This window comes from Streptomyces sp. NBC_00005, assembly GCF_045160215.1.
In the GTDB taxonomy this organism is placed as follows: Bacteria; Actinomycetota; Actinomycetes; order Streptomycetales; family Streptomycetaceae; genus Streptomyces.
In genome coordinates, this window is record NZ_CP108316.1 from 6,549,514 (window position 1) to 6,567,954 (window position 18,441).

15 protein-coding genes are annotated in these 18,441 nt (G+C 71.4%); 9 read left to right on the plus strand and 6 right to left on the minus strand.

From position 1 onward, the window contains the following. Positions 1–5: 5 nt before the first annotated feature. From OG303_RS30105 to OG303_RS30140, 8 genes are all read left to right on the plus strand, one after another. Complete coding sequence (locus OG303_RS30105; RefSeq protein ID WP_405872255.1) at positions 6–956, plus strand: aromatase/cyclase; 951 nt, start codon at positions 6–8, stop codon at positions 954–956. 2 nt (positions 957–958) lie between these two features. Continuing rightward, positions 959–2,476 carry an FAD-dependent monooxygenase gene (locus OG303_RS30110; RefSeq protein ID WP_405872256.1) on the plus strand — a complete coding sequence of 506 codons (1,518 nt, stop codon included), beginning with the start codon at positions 959–961 and terminating at the stop codon, positions 2,474–2,476. A gap of 182 nt (positions 2,477–2,658) precedes the next feature. Continuing rightward, entirely contained in the window at positions 2,659–4,299 is a 1,641-nt protein-coding gene (locus OG303_RS30115; protein WP_405877564.1) for an FAD-dependent monooxygenase, read from the plus strand. Between the two features lie 4 nt (positions 4,300–4,303). Further along, entirely contained in the window at positions 4,304–5,182 is an 879-nt protein-coding gene (locus OG303_RS30120) for an alpha/beta hydrolase (RefSeq protein WP_405872257.1), read from the plus strand. Next, positions 5,179–6,480: an MFS transporter gene (locus OG303_RS30125; protein WP_405872259.1), complete on the plus strand. Its 1,302-nt coding sequence runs from the start codon at positions 5,179–5,181 to the stop codon at positions 6,478–6,480. The genes OG303_RS30120 and OG303_RS30125 overlap by 4 nt, the downstream gene beginning before the upstream one ends. Further along, positions 6,477–7,343, plus strand: a complete 867-nt coding sequence (locus OG303_RS30130) for a 4'-phosphopantetheinyl transferase family protein (protein ID WP_405872260.1) — start codon at positions 6,477–6,479, stop codon at positions 7,341–7,343. The genes OG303_RS30125 and OG303_RS30130 overlap by 4 nt, the downstream gene beginning before the upstream one ends. Beyond that, positions 7,340–8,938 (plus strand): acyl-CoA carboxylase subunit beta, encoded by a 1,599-nt coding sequence (locus tag OG303_RS30135; protein WP_405872261.1) that lies wholly within the window; start codon positions 7,340–7,342, stop codon positions 8,936–8,938. The genes OG303_RS30130 and OG303_RS30135 overlap by 4 nt, the downstream gene beginning before the upstream one ends. Positions 8,939–8,947: 9 nt before the next feature. Further along, positions 8,948–9,166 carry an acyl-CoA carboxylase subunit epsilon gene (locus OG303_RS30140; protein WP_405872262.1) on the plus strand — a complete coding sequence of 73 codons (219 nt, stop codon included), beginning with the start codon at positions 8,948–8,950 and terminating at the stop codon, positions 9,164–9,166. Positions 9,167–9,196: 30 nt separating this feature from the next. Here OG303_RS30140 and OG303_RS30145 read toward each other — a convergent pair whose 3' ends face one another. The 6 genes from OG303_RS30145 to OG303_RS30170 all read right to left on the minus strand — a co-directional run bounded on the left by OG303_RS30145 (position 9,197) and on the right by OG303_RS30170 (position 17,049). Then, positions 9,197–10,207, minus strand: coding sequence for a LacI family DNA-binding transcriptional regulator (locus OG303_RS30145; RefSeq protein ID WP_405872263.1), 1,011 nt, complete (start codon positions 10,205–10,207; stop codon positions 9,197–9,199). Continuing rightward, positions 10,207–12,456, minus strand: coding sequence for an alpha-xylosidase (gene yicI, locus OG303_RS30150; RefSeq protein ID WP_405872264.1), 2,250 nt, complete (start codon positions 12,454–12,456; stop codon positions 10,207–10,209). The genes OG303_RS30145 and yicI overlap by 1 nt, the downstream gene beginning before the upstream one ends. An 11-nt stretch (positions 12,457–12,467) precedes the next feature. Next, the gene (locus OG303_RS30155) at positions 12,468–13,292 is read right to left on the minus strand and encodes a carbohydrate ABC transporter permease (RefSeq protein WP_405872265.1); all 825 of its coding nucleotides are present in this window, start codon (positions 13,290–13,292) and stop codon (positions 12,468–12,470) included. Then, complete coding sequence (locus OG303_RS30160; RefSeq protein WP_405872266.1) at positions 13,289–14,257, minus strand: carbohydrate ABC transporter permease; 969 nt, start codon at positions 14,255–14,257, stop codon at positions 13,289–13,291. The genes OG303_RS30155 and OG303_RS30160 overlap by 4 nt, the downstream gene beginning before the upstream one ends. Then, positions 14,254–15,552, minus strand: a complete 1,299-nt coding sequence (locus tag OG303_RS30165; protein ID WP_405872267.1) for an ABC transporter substrate-binding protein — start codon at positions 15,550–15,552, stop codon at positions 14,254–14,256. Before OG303_RS30165 ends, OG303_RS30160 begins: the two co-directional genes overlap by 4 nt. Before the next feature lie 126 nt (positions 15,553–15,678). Then, positions 15,679–17,049, minus strand: a complete 1,371-nt coding sequence (locus OG303_RS30170; RefSeq protein WP_405872268.1) for an MFS transporter — start codon at positions 17,047–17,049, stop codon at positions 15,679–15,681. A gap of 130 nt (positions 17,050–17,179) precedes the next feature. Between OG303_RS30170 and OG303_RS30175 the strand changes: the two genes are divergently transcribed. Then, entirely contained in the window at positions 17,180–18,151 is a 972-nt protein-coding gene (locus OG303_RS30175) for a LysR family transcriptional regulator (protein WP_405872269.1), read from the plus strand. Positions 18,152–18,441: the final 290 nt, after the last annotated feature.

Genomic DNA, 18,441 nt, shown 5'->3' on the forward strand with positions numbered 1-18,441 from the left:
AGGACGTGACCACGACGGAAGCAACGACCCGCCAGGTAGCGCACGAGATCACCGTCTCGGCTCCCGCCGACGCCGTCTACCGGCTGATCGCGGAGGTGGAGAACTGGCCGCAGATCTTCCCCCCGACCATCTACGTGGACCACCTGGAGAAGGGCGAGCGCGAGGAGCGCATCCGCATCTGGGCCACCGCCAACGGCGAGCCCAAGAGCTGGACCTCGCGCCGCACCCTGGAGCCCGAGAACCGCCGCATCACCTTCCGCCAGGAGGTCTCCGCACCCCCGGTCGCCGCGATGGGCGGCGCCTGGGTGATCGAGGAACTGCCGGGCGGCGAGTCGCTCGTACGGCTGCTGCACGACTACCGCGCCGTCGACGACGACCCCGAGAGCCTCGCCTGGATCGACGAGGCCGTCGACCGCAACTCCCGCTCGGAGCTGGCCGCTCTGAAGGAGAACGTCGAACGGGCCCACGCGGCACGCGAGTTGACCTTCTCCTTCGAGGACACCGTGCTGATCGAGGGCTCGGCCAAGGACGTCCACGACTTCATCAACGAGGCCCAGCTGTGGGTGGACCGGCTGCCGCACGTGGCCCGCGTCCGGTTCGAGGAGCCCGCGCCCGGCCTTCAGGTGCTGGAGATGGACACCAGGGCCAAGGACGGCTCGACGCACACCACCAAGTCGTACCGGGTGACCTTCCCGCACCGCGCGATCGCCTACAAGCAGGTGACCCTGCCGGCCCTGATGACGCTGCACACCGGCCTGTGGACGTTCGAGGAGTACCCGCGCGGGGTCGCCGCCACCTCGCAGCACACGGTCGTGCTCAACCCGGACAACATCCGGCGGATCCTCGGCCCCGACGCGACCGTCGAGGACGCCCGCGAGTACGTCCAGGGCGCGCTGAGCACCAACAGCCGCGCCACGCTGGGGCACGCCAAGGACCACGCGGAGAAGAGCCGCTGACCATGGCCACCGACACCTTCCGGACCACCCGGGTCGTCGTGGTGGGGGCGGGCCCCGTCGGCCTGTTCCTCGCCGGCGAACTCCGGCTGGGCGGCGCCGACGTGGTCGTACTCGAACGGCTGCGGACCCCCACCACGGAGTCCCGCGCCTCCACGCTGCACGCGCGCACCGCGGAACTGTTCGACTGCCGTGGGCTGTTGGACGCGCTCGGCGACCCGCCGCGGGAGCCGCGCGGCCACTTCGGCGGCCTACCGATGGACCTGAGCATGCCCGGCCCGTACTCGGGTCAGTGGAAGGTGCCCCAGACCCGGACCGAGGAACTGCTCCAGGACTGGGCCGGGGCCCTCGGCGCCGACGTACGGCGCGGCTGGGAGGTGCGCGAACTCGGCCGGCGGGACGGGTACGTGGAGGTCACGGCCGACACGCCGGAAGGACCGCGGCGGCTGCGGGCGGCGTACCTCGTCGCCTGCGACGGCGAGGACAGCACCGTGCGGCGGCTGACCGGGGCGGCCTTCCCCGGCAGTCCCGCGGGGAGGGAACTGCTGCGGGCGGACATCGCCGGCGTCGACATCCCGAACCGGCGTTTCGAGCGCCGGGAACACGGGCTGGCCATCGCGGCCCGGATGCCCGGCGGGGTCACCCGGGTCATGGTGCACGAGTTCGGCCGCCCGGCCCGGCGGCGGACGGGGCCGCCCGGCTTCGCCGAGGTCGTCGAGGTGTGGCGACGGGTCACCGGCGAGGACCTGGGCGGCGGACGCCCGGTGTGGCTCAACGCCTTCGGCGACGCCAACCAACAGCTGGAGCGGTATCGCCACGGGCGGGTGCTGTTCGCCGGGGACGCCGCCCACCGCCAGATGCCGAGCGGCGGCCAGGCGCTCAACCTCGGCCTCCAGGACGCGGCCAACCTCGGCTGGAAGCTGGCCGCGGTGGCCTGCGGCCGGGCTTCGCGGGGGCTGCTCGACACCTACCACGACGAGCGGCACGCGGTCGGGCGCCGGGTGCTCGCCAACATCAGGGCCCAGGCGCTGCTGCTGCTCGGCGGGCGGGAGGTGGAACCGGCGCGCGCCCTGCTCGGCGAGCTCATCGCCGCGGGGCCCACCCGGGACCACCTCGCGGCGATGATCACCGGACTCGACATCCGCTACCCCGTGGGCGGCGGCACCCACCCCCTGCTCGGCGCCCGGCTCCCGCTCGGCACGCTGCCGACGCCGGACGGCCCGGTCGGCGTCGCCGAGTTGCTGCGTGACGGACGCGGACTGCTGCTGGTCGCGGACACCGCCCGCGCCGAACTGCGCTGGCTCGCCAAGGTCTGGTCCGACCGGGTCACACCGGTGGCTGTGCGACCGGACACCACCGACCCGCACTACGACGCCGATCCGCTGCACGGTGCTGATCCGCTGCACGGTGCCGAGGGGTTGTTGGTCCGCCCGGACGGCCACGTCGTCTGGGCGGGAGCGGATCCGTGGGCGGCGACGGCGGCGATCCGCCACTGGTTCGGGCGGCCCGACCCCGGGCTGTGACCCCGGGCTGTGACCGGGGCGCGGCACCGGGCGCGGTGGCAGCCCGGTTCGCCGTGACTCACCACAACTCATCTCAAATATGGCTTGGTTCAGCTCGATTCTGATCAGTTCGGCGAGGTACGAGAGAGGGAAGCGCTGTGGACACGGATGTGATCGTTGTCGGCGCGGGGCCGACGGGCCTCATGCTGGCCGGGGAACTGCGGCTGGGCGGGGCCCGGGTCGTCGTCGTGGAGAAGCTGGCACGGCCCACCGGGCAGTCCCGGGGGCTGGGGTTCACGGCCCGCGCGATGGAGGTGTTCGACCAGCGGGGGCTGCTGCCGCGCTTCGGCACGCTGGAGAAGAGCCCGATGGGCCACTTCGGTGGCGTGCAGTTCGACTACACCGTCCTGGAGGACGCCCACTTCGGCGCCCGCGGCGTCCCGCAGTCGCAGACGGAGGCCGTCCTGGAGGACTGGGCCACCGAGCTGGGCGCGGACGTACGGCGGGGCTGGGAGCTCGCCAAGCTGGCCGAGGACGGCGACGGCGTCGAGATCGTGGCGGCCACGCCGGAGGGCGAACAGCGGCTGCGCGGCGCGTACTTGGTGGGTTGTGACGGCGGGCAGAGCGTCGTGCGCCAGGCGGCCGGGTTCGACTTCCCGGGGCTCCCTGCCACCCGCCGGATGTACCTGGCCGACGTCACCGGCTGCGACATCCGCCCCCGCTTCCTGGGGGAGCGGCTGGAGAACGGCATGGTGATGGCCGCGCCGCTGGCGCCGGGCGTGGACCGGATCATCGTGTGCGAGCACGGCACACCGGCCGGGGACCGGCCGCAGGCAGTGGAGTTCGACGAGGTCGCGGACGCCTGGGAGCGCATCACCGGCGAGTCGCTGGCCGGCGGCGGCGCCGACTGGGTCAGCTCCTTCACCGACGCCACCCGTCAGGTCTCCGCCTACCGCAAGGGCCGCGTGCTGCTCGCCGGGGACGCCGCGCACGTCCATCTCCCGGCCGGGGGACAGGGGTTGAGCACGGGGGTGCAGGACGCGGCCAACCTCGGCTGGAAGCTGGCCGCCGTGGTCCGCGGGGCGGCGCCGGACGACCTCCTCGACAGCTACCACGACGAGCGGCACCCCGTCGGCGCCCGGCTGCTGATGAACACCCGCGCGCAGGGCATGGTCTTCCTCGGCGGCGCCGAGACCGACCCCGTACGCCAGGTGTTCGGCGAGCTGATGGAGCTGACGGAGGTCCGCCGCCGGCTGGCCGGTGTCGTCAGCCACCTCGACATCACCTACGACCTCGGTCCCGGCACCCACGCGCTGCTCGGCCGGCGCCTGCCGCCGCGCCCGCTCCACCTGGCGGACGGCACCCGGACCACCACGTCGGCACTGCTGCACCAGGCCCGCGGCGTCCTGCTCGACCTGACCGACGACACCACACTCCGCGCGGCCGCGGCCCCCTGGTCGGACCGGGTCACCACCGTCACGGCCACTCCCGACCACTACGGCGTCTTCGCCGGCGCGACGGCCCTACTGGTACGCCCCGACGGCCATGTGGCCTGGGCGGCCGTGGGCGAGAACACGCAACACCGACCGACGGCTGAGGGTCCCGCCTCCGGCGTCTCGGCCGCCGATGGTCCCGTCTCCGGCCCTGCAGTCGTGGTCGGCCCCACCGCCACCGGCGTGAACACGCAAGGCCCGGTCCCCGGTGTGGCGGCAGGCGGTGCCCGAGGCAGTGATGCCGGGGCGGACGCGGGCGGTGACGGCTGGGCGTTCGCCGACGGTCCGGCCGGTACCGAGGCTCTGGTCGAGGCTCTGCACCGTTGGTTCGGTACCCCGGAGGTGGCGTAGCGCCATGGGTACCGCTTCCCTGGCCGTCGGCCCGCGCGTGCGGCGGATCACGCTGGATGCCGCCGGGCACACCCTGTCGGCCCTGCTGAGCGCACCGGAGGACACGCCGCCGCGTGCCACCGTGGTCGCGCTGCACGGGGCCGGGATGAGTGCGGGGTACTTCGACGGCGGGGCCCAACCGGACGCCTCCCTCTGCGCGTTGGGGGCGCATCTGGGGTTCGCGGTCCTCGCCGTCGACCGGCCCGGCTACGGCGACTCCGCCGCCGGGCTCCCCGAAGGCCTGGACCTCCCCGGGCAGGCCCGCGTCCTGCGGGCCGCGCTCGACCACTTCGACGCCGAGTACGACATCGGCACCGGAACATTCCTGCTCGCGCACTCCTTCGGCGGCAAACTCGCCCTGACCGTGGCCGCCCACGCCCCGCCGCCCGATCTCCTCGGCCTGGACATCTCCGGCTGCGGCCACCGCTACGCCGCACGCTCCGCGGAACTGCTCGCCGGACCCGACCGGGCCCGCTGGAGGTACAACTGGGGCCGGCTCGGCCTCTACCCGCCCGCCACCTTCCAGCGCAGCGCCGCCCTCGTGAAGCCCATCCCGGAAGAGGAGCTGCGGGCCGCCTCGGACTGGCCGGAGGTGTTCGACGCGCTCGCCCCGCGGGTCCGCGTCCCCGTACGCCTGACGTTCGCCGAGCACGAACTGTGGTGGCGACACGACGCCGCCGCCCTCGACGACCTGCGGGCGAGGCTGAGCGCCGCGCCGCGGGTGGTCGTCGACCGGCAGCCGGACGCCGGGCACAACATCAGCCTGGGCCGCACGGCCCGCGCCTACCACCTGCGCGCGCTCGCCTTCTTCGAGGAGTGCCTGCCGGAGCGGGACGGTCCATGACCGAGGCCGAGCCCCGAGGACCGTCGCGCCGACTGCTGGCCACCGGTCTGCGCTCGCTGACCGTGCGCAACTTCCGGCTCTTCGCGGCCGGTCAGATCGCGTCCGCGACCGGCACCTGGATGATGGTCGTCGCCCAGGACTGGCTCGTCCTCGACCTGACCGGCGACTCCGGCACGGCGCTCGCGACGGTCACCGCGCTCCAGTTCACGCCGATGCTGCTGCTGACGCTGTACGGCGGCCGCCTCGCCGACCGCCACGACAAGCGCGCTCTGCTGACCGGTGCCAACGTCGTCTCCGGTGTGCCGGCGCTGCTGCTCGGCCTGCTGGTCACCGGTGACGCGGCCCGGCTGTGGCACGTCTACGTGTTCGCCCTGGCCCTGGGGGTCGTGAACGCCGTGGAGGTCCCGGCCCGGCTCTCCTTCATCGCCGAACTCGTCGGACCCGACCTGGTGCCCAACGCCTCCGCGCTCAGCGGCGCCTACTTCAACATCGCGCGGGTGATCGGCCCGTCACTGGCCGGTCTGCTGATCGAGGCGGCCGGCACCGGCACCGTGATGCTCCTCAACGCGGTGAGCTACGCGGCGACCGTGGCCGGACTGCGTGCCATACGGCCCGGGCAACTGCACCGCCCACCCCGCCCGGCCGCGGGCAAGGCCCGGGTCACCGAGGGCCTGGCCCAGCTGCGCTCCCGGCCCGATCTGGTCGCGACGCTGGCCCTGTTCGCGGCGGTGGCGCTGTTCGGACTCAACCTCCAGCTGACGCTGCCGCTCATGGCCCGCACCGTCTTCCACACCGACGCCGCCGCCTTCGGCCTGCTCACCGCCGCGCTCGCCGCCGGTTCGCTGCTGGCCGCCTTCACCGGCACCCTGCGCCGGGGCCGCCCCTCGGCCCGGCTGGTCATCGGCTGGGCCTGCGCGTTCGGAGCCCTGACGGCGGCCACCGGATGGGCACCCGATCTGCCGACGGCGCTGGCCCTGCTCGTACCGACCGGCTTCGCGTCCCTGTACTTCGTGCAGGCCGCCAACCACCGCGTCCAACTGGGCAGCGACCCCGCCCACCGGGGCCGTGTCATGGCCCTCTACACCCTGATCCTGCAAGGCACCACTCCGCTCGGCGCCCTGTTCGTCGGCGCCGTCACGCAGTACCTGGGCACCCGTTCCGCACTGTGGGCGGGCGGCCTGATCTCGCTGGCGGCGGCCCTCGTCGCGGCGGCCGCCGACCGCGGTGACGCGCGAGCGGGCCACACCCCGGCCGGGCAAAACCCGGCCCCCACCACCACAACCGGGAGCCGGCCGTGAACCTCCCCCGCGTACCGAACATTCCGCGCGGCACCCGGGAGTTGGGCCCGTCGGACCTGCACCTCTGGCTGTTGCCGCCCCCCGCCGCACCGCGCGACGTACCGGTCGGCGAACTCGACGCCCACGAGCGGCAGCGCGCCGCCGCCTATCGCCGGACGGACGACCGGAAGACGTATGTCGCCGCCCATGTGGGCCTGCGCCGCGTGCTGTCGGTCTACACCGGCGTCGCGCCACAGCGGCTGGCCATCGGCCGGGAGTGGTGCGAGGAGTGCGGCGAACGGCACGGCCGGCCGGTCCTGGTCGGCCTGCCGGGCGCCCCCGAGTTCTCGCTCTCGCACAGCCACGGCCTGGCCATGGTCGCGGTCGCGCGCACCCGGGTCGGCGTCGACGTCCAGGCGCTGCCGTCGCGGGAGACCGTCGACGCCTGCCTGCCCCTGCTGCACCCGGCCGAACGCCAGGAGATCACCCGGATCCCCGCCGAACAGCGGCAGACGGCCTTCGCGCGCCTGTGGTCCCGCAAGGAGGCGTATCTGAAAGGCCTCGGCACCGGGCTCGCCCGCGCGGCGGACATCGACTACCTCGGCGAGGCCGCCGAGTCCTGGCGCCCGACCGGCTGGACGGTGCGCAACATGCCGCTGTGCGCCAGCCATGTCGGCGCCGCGGCGCTGGCCGGCGACAAGGACTGGCGGGCCGGTATCCACCCGGTGCCCGCCGACTGGCTCTACGCCAGGGACGCCGTGGAGCGGATCTCCGCCGTCGAACCGGGACTGCGCACGGTGCTGCGCGCCCACGACCCGTCGTCCGTCCGGACGCACGCCCTCATCGACACCAGGAACAGGAAGGAAAGGACCCAGGCATCATGACCGTCACCGAACCCGAAACTCCCGTGCTCGAGACCACCTCGGACGCCCCCGAGGCGGACCGGCTCACCGAACTCCTGGCCCTAAAGGAACTCGCCCGCACGGGCCCCGACCCCAAGGCCACCGAACGCCAGCACGCCAAGGGCAAGCTGACCGCCCGCGAGCGCATCGAACTCCTCCTCGACCCCGGCTCGTTCACCGAGGTCGAGACCCTGCGCCGGCACCGGGCCACGGGCTTCGGCCTGGAGGCCAAGAGGCCCTACACCGACGGCGTCATCACCGGCTGGGGCACCGCCGAGGGCCGTACCGTCTTCGTCTACGCCCATGACTTCCGCATCTTCGGCGGCGCCCTCGGCGAGGCCCACGCCCAGAAGATCCACAAGCTGATGGACATGGCCATCGCGGCCGGCGCACCCCTGGTGTCGCTCAACGACGGCGCGGGCGCCCGCATCCAGGAGGGCGTCTCGGCCCTCGCCGGCTACGGCGGCATCTTCCAGCGCAACACCAAGGCGTCCGGCGTCATCCCGCAGATCAGCGTCATGCTCGGCCCGTGCGCGGGCGGCGCCGCGTACTCGCCCGCGCTCACCGACTTCGTCTTCGCCGTCCGCGACATCTCCCAGATGTTCATCACCGGTCCGGACGTGGTGAAGGCGGTCACCGGCGAGGAGATCAGCCACAACGGCCTCGGCGGCGCCGACGTGCACGCCGGCACCTCCGGAGTCGCCCACTTCGTCTACGACGACGAGCGCACCTGCCTCGAAGAGGTCCGCTACCTGCTGTCCCTGCTCCCCGCCAACAACCGCGAACTGCCGCCCGCCCAGCCCGGCGGCGACCCCGCCGACCGCCCCGGCGACGCACTGCTCGACCTGGTCCCCGAGGACGGCAACCGCTCCTACGACATCCGCAAGGTGATCGAGGAGATCGTCGACGACGGCGACCACCTGGAGGTCCACGCCGCCTTCGCCACCAACATCGTCTGCACGCTGGCCCGCCTCGACGGGCACGTCGTGGGCATCGTCGCCAACCAGCCCGCCTCCATGGCCGGTGTGCTCGACATCAGGGCGAGCGAGAAGGGCGCGCGCTTCGTGCAGTTCTGCGACGCGTTCAACATCCCGCTGATCACCCTGGTGGACGTGCCCGGCTTCCTGCCCGGCGTCGACCAGGAGCACGAGGGCATCATCCGGCGCGGGGCGAAACTGCTGTACGCCTACTGCAACGCCACCGTGCCGCGCGTCTCGGTCGTCCTGCGCAAGGCCTACGGCGGCGCCTACATCGTCATGGACTCCCGCTCCATCGGCGCCGACGTCGCCCTCGCCTGGCCCACCAACGAGATCGCCGTGATGGGCGCCGAGGGCGCCGCCAACGTCGTCTTCCGCCGGGAGATCGCGGCCGCCGACGATCCCGAGGCGATGCGCCGGCAGAAGATCAAGGAGTACAGGAGCGAACTCGTCCACCCCTACTACGCCGCCGAGCGCGGACTCGTCGACGACGTGATCGACCCCCGCGAGACCCGGCAGATCCTCAGCCGCGCCGTGGCGATGCTCTCGGCCAAGTCCGCCGACCTGCCCACCCGCAAGCACGGCAATCCGCCCCAGTAGGAGGCCCGCATGACCGCGACACCCACCGCCGCCGAACTGCTCACCGCCACGTCCTTCCGGGTCCTGCGGGGCGAGCCGAGCGCCGAGGAACTCGCGGCGTTCAGCGCCGTCCTCACCCTGCGCCTGGCCACGGCGGACGAACCCGCCCCGCAACGCCCCGCCACGGCCCGCTGGTCCCGTCCGGAACGCCTGCGTGCCTACTCCTGCCCGCGCGCCTGGCACTCCTGACGCGTCAACCGGGCCACGGACCAGGCCTGTTCACGCGAGCGCCCGCGGCGCCGTACTTCCGCGTTCCGTCATCCTCGGCGGCAGCAGCGTGGCCTCGGGCACGGCGCTGCCGCCCAGCTTCCTCATCAGCAGCTCCACCGCCCGCTCGCCCACCTCGGCGGACGGCAGGGCGACGGAGGTGACGGGCACGCGGACGGACTCGGCGAGCTCGTCGGGGCAGATGGCGGTGACGGACAGGTCGCCCGGCACGCGCAGGCCGAGCTGCTCGAAGGCGTCGATCAACGGCTCGACGACCGGCTCGTTGTGGACGACGACCCCGGTCAACGCGGGCTGTTCGCGCAGCAGTTGCTCGGCGACCAGGCGGGCGGCGCCGGGCGAGGCCTCGCAGGGGTGCACGGAGGAGGACATTCCGCAGCGGTCGGCGGCGGCGGTGAAGCCCTGGACCACCCGCTGGGCGAACGCGGTCTGCCGTACGTACACCTCCGGCGGCGACCCGACCAGCGCCACCACCCGGTGCCCGAGCCGCGCCAGATGCTCCACGCACGCCTCGCCGGCCGCCCTGAAGTCGAGGTCGATGCAGGTCAGGCCCTCGGAGTCGGCCGGGAATCCGATCATCACCGACGGCCGCTCCAGCGAGCGGAGCAACGGCAGCCGGGGCTCGCAGAGTTGGACGTCCATCACGATCAGCGCGTCCACCAGCGCGGTGTCCGCGACCCGTCTGAGCCCCTCGTCGCCCTCCTCCTGCGTCAGCAGCAGTACATCGTGGTCGTGCTTGCGGGCCGTCGTCACCACCGACACCGCGAACTGCATCGCCACCGGGACGTGAATGCCCGCCCGTAAGGGGATCACCAGGGCCAGCACGTTCGACCTGCTGCTGGCCAGGGCCCGGGCGCCCGCGTGCGGCCGGTAGCCCAGCTCGCGCGCGGCCGCCTCGACCCGCCGCCGGGTCTCCTCGGAGATCGGGCGCTTGCCGCTGAGCGCGTAGGAGACGGTGCTGGGGGAGACCCCGGCGTGCCGTGCCACATCGGTGATCTTCACCATCAGCCCAGCTCCAGTGAGAGAAAGCCCGTCCCCGCCTCGGCTCGCGCGCTCCGCTCCCCGGCCGCCAGACCCCACGGCGCCGACGGATCACCGCACGAGGCCCGCAGCGTGTCCCCTTCGCGTACGACGGTGAAGGTCACGTCCCCGACCGGCACCGTCACCTGCTCGCCCCGCTCCAGGCCGTGGGCCCGCAGCGTCACCCCGTCCGCGAGGTCGTAGTCGGGCCGGTCGTCCACCGCGCCCACCGGGATCACCGCACCCGGCCGGACCAGCAGCGGAACGCTTCTGAAGCCGTGCCGTTCGCGCACCCAGCGCGGCCCGGTCACGGTCTGCCCGCTGAGGAAGTGCGTCCAGGTGCCCTCGGGCACGTAGTAGGACACGTCCCCCTCGTCGTCGAAGACCGGCGCCACCAGCAGATCCGGCCCGAGCATGTACTGCCGCTCCAGATGCGCGCACCCGGGATCGTCCGGGAACTCCAGCACCATCGCCCGCATCATCGGCACCCCCTCGACATGGGCGATGCGCGCGGCCTCGTAGAGATACGGCATGAGCCGCAGCTTCAGCCGGGTGAACAGCCGCAGCACGTCCACGGACTCCTCGTCGAAGAGCCACGGCACCCGGTAGGAGGAGCTGCCGTGCAGCCGGCTGTGCGAGGACAGCAGGCCGAAGGCGATCCACCGCTTGAACAGGGCCGCCGTCGGGGTGCCCTCGAAGCCGCCGATGTCGTGGCTCCAGTAGCCGAAGCCGGACAGGCCGAGCGACAGCCCGCCGCGCAGCGACTCGGCCATCGACTCGTAGGTGGCCTCGCAGTCGCCGCCCCAGTGCACGGGGAACTTCTGGCTCCCGCTCGTCGCCGACCGCGCGAACAGGACGGCCTCGCCCTCACCCCGGTGCTTGCGCAGCACGTCGAAGACGGTGCGGTTGTAGAGGTACGTGTAGTAGTTGTGCATCCGCTCCGGGTCGGAGCCGTCGGACCACGCCACGTCGACCGGCACCCGCTCGCCGAAGTCGGTCTTGAAGCAGTCGACGCCCTGGGCGAGCAGCGCCTCCAGCTTGGCCGCGTACCAGTCGCGGGCCGCCGGGCTGGTGAAGTCGACCAGCGCCATGCCCGGTTGCCACATGTCCCACTGCCAGATGCTGCCGTCCGGCCGCTTCAGCAGATGCCCGAGCGCCTTGCCCTCCGCGAACAGGGGCGAGCGCTGGGCGATGTACGGGTTGATCCACACGCAGATGTGCAGATCCCGCTCCTTCAGCCGCGCCAGCATGCCCTCCGGGTCCGGGAAGACCCGCGGGTCCCACTGGAAGTCGCACCAGTTGAACTCCCGCATCCAGAAGCAGTCGAAGTGGAAGACGGAGAGCGGGAGTTCGCGCTCGCGCATGCCGTCGATGAAGGACGTCACCGTCTCCTCGTCGTACGAGGTCGTGAACGACGTCGACAGCCACAGGCCGAACGACCAGGCGGGCGGCAGCGCAGGCCGTCCGGTGAGGGCCGTGTACTTGCGGAGGATCTCCTTCGGGCTCGGGCCGTAGATGACGTAGTACGTCAACTCCTGTGTCTCCGCGCTGAACTGGACCCGCGACACCGCCTCCGAGCCGACCTCGAAGGAGACCTTGCCGGGGTGGTCGACGAAGACGCCGTAGCCCGCGTCCGTCAGATAGAACGGGACGTTCTTGTAGGCCTGTTCGGTCGCCGTGCCGCCGTCGGCGTTCCAGATGTCGACGACCTGGCCGTTCTTGACCAGCGGGCCGAAGCGTTCGCCGAGACCGTAGACGGAGGTGCCGACCTGGAGGTTGAGCTGTTCGCGCAGATAGTGCGCCCCGTCCGGGTCCCGCATGATGCCCATGTTCTTGGGGCCGCTGGAGGTGAGGGCGCGGCCGTGGGCGAGGAAGTCCACCTGCCAGGGACCGGTGCGGGCCACCCGCACCGACAGCGCGCCGGAGGTCAGGGTCGCGTGCTCCTCGTCGTACTCCGTATGAGCCGCCACCTCCCCTCCCTGCACCTCGAATTCGGGCCCGCGCGGCTGCTCGCCCTCGAAGTGGGTGAAGGTCACGCCGATGACGTCCGCCATCGGGGCGTGCGCGCTGATCGTCACGACCGGTCCCTTCAGCAGGTCGCCGCGGCGGCGGATCGGATGCGTCGGCGCGTGGATCTCCAGCGAGCCGTCCGTGGCGGTGACGTCGAGCACCTCGACCGGATGGGCCGCCGTGACGCCCTCGCGCAGCAGCCAGTAACCATCGGTGAACTTCACGTGGGGGGTCCTTACTTCACAGCACCCACGGCGATGCCGCGGGTGAGGGTCCGTTGGAAGACGAGGAAGAACACGATCGCGGGGAGCACGCCGAGCAGGGCGGCGGCGTTGGTCATCGTCGCGTCCATCAGGCGCTGGCCCTGCAGGACCCCGAGGGCCACCGACACCGTCTGGTTGTCGTTGGAGATCAGCATGACCAGGGGGAGCAGGAACTCGTTCCAGGTCCAGATGAAGAAGAAGACCAGGAGCACGCCGATCGTGGGACGGCTGACGGGGACGACGATCCGCCACAGCACCTGCCACTTGTTGGCGCCGTCGATCCGGGCGGCCTCGATGATCTCGCGCGGGAACCGGCCCAGGACCGAGGAGAGCAGATACGTGCCGAACGCCGCCTGGATCACCGTGAAGACGATGATCACGCTCAACCTCGTGTCGTACAGGCCGGCCTGCTTGCTCAGGTAGTAGATCGGGTAGACCAGCGCCTCCTGCGGCAGCATGTTGGCGAGGACGAAGAAGGCCAGTACCCAGGTGCGGCCCCTGATCCGCCCTATCCCGATCGCGTACGCGTTGAGCACCGACAGGATGGCCGCGAGGACCGCCACCGAGCCGCTGATCAGCACGGAGTTGAACAGCTTCCGGCCGTAGTCGACGCGCTCCCAGAAGTCCTTCAGCCCGTCCAGGTAGAGGCCCTTGGGCAGGCTGAGCGGCCCGTTCGAGGAGTACTCGGCCGGTGACTTGACGGCGTTGACCGCGACGATCGCGAACGGCACCACCATGAACAGGGCCGCGATGCACAGTGCGATCAGCACCGGGTAACGGCGCAGTGCGGTGGTCATGTCCGTACCCCTTCCTCGGCGTCCTCCGCGCGGGTCTGGAGTTTCAGGCCGATCAGGGACAGGGCCAGGATGATCACCGTGAGGATCGTGGAGATCGCGGCGCCGTAGCCGACCTGCGTCTTCTCGAAGAAGGTGGAGAAGGAGAAGTAGGAGGGGACGTCGGTCGCGCCGCCCGGGCCGCCCTTGGTCAGCACGTACACCGCGCCGAACACCTTGAGCGCGGCGATCGAGCACCAGGTCAGGACGACGTAGACCTCCGGCCGGATCTGCGGCAGCGTGATGTGCCAGAAGCGCCGCCACCAGCCGGCGCCGTCCAGCTCGGCCGCCTCGTACAGCTGGGGGTCGACGCGTTGCAGCCCCGCCATGAAGACGACCAGCGGGAAACCGATCTGCACCCAGACCATCACGCCCATCACGCTGTACAGCGCGATGTCGGGGTCACCGAGCCAGTCCTGCTGCCAGGAGCCCAACCCCACTGCTTTCAGCAGCTCGTTGAGGGAGCCGTTGTCCGGGGCGAGGATCCAGCTCCACACGATGCCGGCGACCGCGACCGGCAGCACCTGCGGAAGGTAGAAACAGGCCCGCAGCACCGAGGCCCACCTCGACCCGAAGTGCTTGCCGACGTAGTCGAACAGCGCGGCGGCCAGGACGAGACCGATCACCGTCGGTACGGCCGCCATGGCGACGACCATGAACAGGCTGTGCCGGAAGGACGCCCAGAACTCCGAATCGTCCATCAGCTCGCGGTAGTTGGCGAGCCCGGTCCACCTGGGGCTGCCGATGCCCTGCCACTCGGTGAAGCTCACGCCCGTGTTCATCAGGAACGGGACGACGATGATCGCCAGGAAGGCGAGGATCCCGGGGAGCAGGAACAGGGCGTACGACTCGCGGGTACGGGGGCGGCGCGGGCCTGCGTGCGGTTGCCTGCCGACGGCCCGCGCGCCCCGTTCGACGGTGACCGTCATTGCTTCGGCGCGCCCTTGTCGTAGGCCTGCTGGAGGGCGCTGAGGTAGTCGTCCGGTTTCTCGCTGCCCGTCATGAGCTTCTGTGTCTCGGAGACCAGGACGTCGTAGAAGCCGGTGACCGGCCAGTCCGGGTAGAAGGCCAGGCCGTCCCGCTCGCTGAGCGTGTTGAAGTGGGAGATGAGCTCCTTGGACTTCGGGTCCGTGATGGCGCTCGTGTCGGCGGCGACCGGGACGCCGCCGTTGTTGCCCAGCAGGTTCTGGATCTTCTTCGACATGGTGATGTCGATGAAGTCGTAGGCGAGGTCCTTGTTCTTGGCGTTCTTGGGGACCACCCACAGGTTGCCGCCGGAGCCGAGGGTCAGGTCCGAGCCGGGCCACAGGGCGGAGTCCCAGTCGAACTTGGCCTCCGTCTGGAAGCGGCCGTACCACCAGCTGCCGGAGAACAGGATCGGCGCCTTGCCCTGGATGAAGGAGACGCCCGCGTCCTCGGCCTTGGCGCTGGTGGTCTTCTTGCTGATGTAGCCCTTCTTCACCCAGTCGGCGAAGGTGTCGGCCGCATACGTCCAGGCCGCGTCGTGGAAGTCGGTCTTCCCCTTGTACAGCTCGTACTTGTCGACCCAGGAGCGGTCGGCCTTGGAGAGGGCGAGCTGGTACAGGTACTGCTGGGCCGGGTACTCGGCGCCGGCGCTGGCGAGCGGGGTGACGCCCTTCTTGACGAAGGCGTTCATGGCACCGGTCAGCTCGTCGAACGTCTTCGGCTCGGCGATCCCGTACTTCTTGAAGAGGTCCTTGTTGTAGTACGCCATCGTGTACTCGGCGTAGTTGGGCACGCCGTACCACTTGCCGGAGCCCATGACCCCGTCGGTGTCGTACCTGCTGGTCGTGGCCACGCCCGCGCTGAGCTTCTTGTCCCAGCCGCGCCGGGTGACCTCGGCGCTCAAGTCGGTCAGCAGGCCCTGCTTGGAGAGCAGGCCCGCGGTCGCGTTGCCCTTGTTGTACTCCATGAGGTCGGGCGCGTCCGAGGAGTTGAGGACCATCGGCGCCGTCTTCTGGATCTGCTCGAAGCCCTTCTGCTCCAGCTTCACCTTGACGCCCGGATGTGAAGCCTCGAACTCCTTGATCGCCTCCTTCCAGGCCACGCCCATCGCGCTGTCCGGGCCCTCGTAGTGCCAGAGCCTGAGCGTCTTGGCGTCGGAGGACGACCCACCGCCCGAGCCGCCGCAGGAGGTCAGGAGCAGCGATCCGCCGAGGATCGCGGCTGTGACCGTCATCACACGCCTTCGTGCCGTCAACATCCCTGCCTCCAGGAGAGCGGATGGGTATGGAGGCGTCACGCGGCGAGTGATCCTTTCGTCGAATCGATTCGATGCGTGACGTCGAAGCGCTTCGACGGGCGAAGCTAGGTGCGGTTTGCGAGCGCGTCAATGCATCGGGCGGGAATTGCTGTGCGGATCTGTCGGTATCCGGTGGATGAGGGAGATCGTCAGCGCCATGGCCGCCGCCGTCGCCGGCACCCCGAATCCGGCCGTGGGTGACAGGTGGTCGACCAGCGAGCCGCCGGTCGCGGAGCCGCAGGCGATCCCGCCGAGCAGGCCGGTCACCGCGAGAGTCATGCCCTCGTTCAGGCGGCCCTCGGGGGTGCGCTGCTGCACCAGCGTCATGGTGGTGACCATGGTCGGGGCGGTCGCCATACCGGCAATCAGCAACGCGCCCGCCAGGAGCGGGAGCGAGCCGGTGAGGGCGGCGGCGAGGAGGGGGAGGGGCAGTAGGGCCGCCATCGCGGCGAGGCACCACGGCAGCCGGGCCGAGGCGGGACCGGTCGGCCGCAGCGCCCCGTACAGCAGGCCGGCCGCGCACGATCCCGCTGCCTGCAGCGCGAGCACGACGCCCGCCGCCGAACGGTGCCCCTGTGCGTCCGCGAATGCGATCGTGACGACCTCCATGGAGCCGAACACCGCGCCCATCACCAGGCAGATGGTGAGGAGTTGGGGCATTCCGGCCGTACGGAGCGGGGACTTCGCGCGAGCGTGCCGCCGCACCGGCGGCTCGGTCGAACGCTGGGCGGCGAACAGCAACATGCCGGACAGCAGCAGCACCGCCCCGACCAGCGTGCCCGCCTCCGGGAAGAACGTCCCGCACAGGAAGGCCGCGAGCACCGGGCCCAGCATGAAGCACAGCTCGTCGGCGGCCTGCTCGAAGGAGTTCGCGGTGTGCAGCGCGCTCTCGTCGCCCTTCAGCAGGTGGGCCCAGCGGGCGCGCGACATGCCACCGGTGTTCGGGGTCGTCGCGGTGGCGGCGTACGCGGCGAAGAGGGTCCAGGCGGGGGCGTCGAAGCGCACGCACAGGAGCAGGGCGAGGGAGCCGAGCGCGGCGAAAGCCGTTGCGGGTACGGCGATCCGGGCCTGGCCGTACCGGTCGACGAGCCGCGCCGTCCACGGAGCCACCGCCGCGGTGGCCGCGAGCCCGGTCGCGGTGACGGCACCGGCGAGACCGTACGAGCCACGCACACCGGCAATCATCACGACCGCACTCACGCTGAACATGCCCATGGGGAGGCGGGCAAGGAGGTTCCCGACGGTGAAGGCGCGAGCGCCGGGGACGGCGAAGAGACGGCGGTAGGGGCCGGGTGGGTGGGGGTGGAGGCGGGGGATGGCGTTGGCGGGGGCCGGGGGGTTGCTGGGGCCAGGGGGCTGGGGTGGTTGGGGCTTGTGGGGTGTGTGAGGTGTCTTCGGCGGGGGCGGTGAGGCCGGCGTCGGCGTCTTCCGTGGAGTCGGCAAGGGCGGTTGTGGCATGGGCTTCACCGTCGCCCGGGCCCGATCACGTGGTCCAACACCTTCTGCGTGGCGATTCACTCACCTCGGTTGTGAAACCGGTGGTGAAATCCGTGAGCCGGTCGGCGCGTCTGCGCTGTAGGTTCGCCGGATGCCCGCGCCCAGCCATCTCGACCCCCGCCTGCTGCGGGCCTTCCTCGCCGTCGCCGAGGAACTGCACTTCACGCGTGCCGCCGCCAGGCTCTACGTCGCCCAGCAGGCGCTCAGTCGGGACGTGCGGCGGCTGGAGCGGGAGCTCGGTGCCGAGCTGTTCGTGCGGTCGACCCGGCAGGTGACGCTGACCGCCGACGGTGAGCGGCTGCTGCCGTACGCGCGCCGCGTGCTGGAGGCGCAGGACGCGCTGCTCGCCGCCTTCGGGCAGGCCAGGCCCCTGCTGGTCGACCTCAACTTCCCGGACCAGGTCACCGCGCGCCGCGTCCTGCTCCGGGCCCGTGAACTCGCCCCCGAGCACGAGCTGATGGCCCGCTACGAGAGCGGCCTCACGGGCGCCGCCGGCGAGCTGCTCGCGGGGCGGCTGGACGCGTCGTTCGGGCGGTTCGCGGGGCTGGATCCGGTGCTGCGGGCCCGGCTGGAGCACCAGGTCGTGCGGTACGAGCCGATGGCGGTCGTGCTGCCCGAGGACCACCGGCTGGCGGCCCTGGAGGAGGTTCCGCTTGCCGCGCTGGCGGGGGAGACGGTGTACGCGGGGGCCGGGAATCCGCGCACGTCGGAGTGGACGGACCTGGCGCGCCGCCTGTTCGACGGGCGTGACATCGAGATCGCGCCACCCGTTCCGCTGGCCGTCGGGGACGAGGAGTTCCAGCGGATCATGGCGAAGATGGGAAATCCGATCCTCGCCGTGGTGGATTTTCCGGCCATGCCCGGGACGGTTCTGCGGCGATTGATCGACCCTGTGCCTTTGTCGCCGGTGTCACTTGTGTGGCGGAAGGGCCTGGTGCACCCCGGATTCGACGCGCTTCGACGGGCTGCGGTCGAACTGTCGGTCGAGGAGCGCTGGCTCAGGGTGCCCGCCGAAGGATGGTTTCCGGCCATCGATGCGGACATTCTCGGGACTCATAAATGACACGTGGCCAACACAGAACTTCCCCGTGCGCTACATTCGTGCCCTGAGCACGGTGTGGTAAGGGGGGCGCTCGAACCCGGTGGGGGCTGGGTTCGGCCGACGTGTGCTCGAGTCGACCGCGCACCCGGAACTGTCCCGTGGGGGGATGTGCGTGCGCGTGAAAAACTGGCGAGAAGACGCCCAACCGGAATGGCCCGAAGTGGCATCAGAGGCCCAGGTCATTCCGTCAACGGGGGAGGTCAGAGGGAGGGACACCACCCAGTCGTTTCCGGACACCGGAAGAATCGGAG

What these genes read in the sequence shown, in the direction of transcription:
- OG303_RS30140 (WP_405872262.1), top strand. Translation starts at nt 8,948, where the DNA reads ATGACCGCGACACCCACCGCCGCCGAACTGCTCACCGCCACGTCCTTC.
- OG303_RS30155 (WP_405872265.1), bottom strand. Translation starts at nt 13,292, where the DNA reads ATGACCACCGCACTGCGCCGTTACCCGGTGCTGATCGCACTGTGCATC.
- OG303_RS30165 (WP_405872267.1), bottom strand. Translation starts at nt 15,552, where the DNA reads ATGTTGACGGCACGAAGGCGTGTGATGACGGTCACAGCCGCGATCCTC.
- OG303_RS30145 (WP_405872263.1), bottom strand. Translation starts at nt 10,207, where the DNA reads ATGGTGAAGATCACCGATGTGGCACGGCACGCCGGGGTCTCCCCCAGC.
- OG303_RS30110 (WP_405872256.1), top strand. Translation starts at nt 959, where the DNA reads ATGGCCACCGACACCTTCCGGACCACCCGGGTCGTCGTGGTGGGGGCG.
- OG303_RS30175 (WP_405872269.1), top strand. Translation starts at nt 17,180, where the DNA reads ATGCCCGCGCCCAGCCATCTCGACCCCCGCCTGCTGCGGGCCTTCCTC.
- OG303_RS30160 (WP_405872266.1), bottom strand. Translation starts at nt 14,257, where the DNA reads ATGACGGTCACCGTCGAACGGGGCGCGCGGGCCGTCGGCAGGCAACCG.
- OG303_RS30120 (WP_405872257.1), top strand. Translation starts at nt 4,304, where the DNA reads ATGGGTACCGCTTCCCTGGCCGTCGGCCCGCGCGTGCGGCGGATCACG.
- OG303_RS30115 (WP_405877564.1), top strand. Translation starts at nt 2,659, where the DNA reads ATGCTGGCCGGGGAACTGCGGCTGGGCGGGGCCCGGGTCGTCGTCGTG.
- OG303_RS30125 (WP_405872259.1), top strand. Translation starts at nt 5,179, where the DNA reads ATGACCGAGGCCGAGCCCCGAGGACCGTCGCGCCGACTGCTGGCCACC.
- OG303_RS30135 (WP_405872261.1), top strand. Translation starts at nt 7,340, where the DNA reads ATGACCGTCACCGAACCCGAAACTCCCGTGCTCGAGACCACCTCGGAC.
- OG303_RS30170 (WP_405872268.1), bottom strand. Translation starts at nt 17,049, where the DNA reads ATGCCACAACCGCCCTTGCCGACTCCACGGAAGACGCCGACGCCGGCC.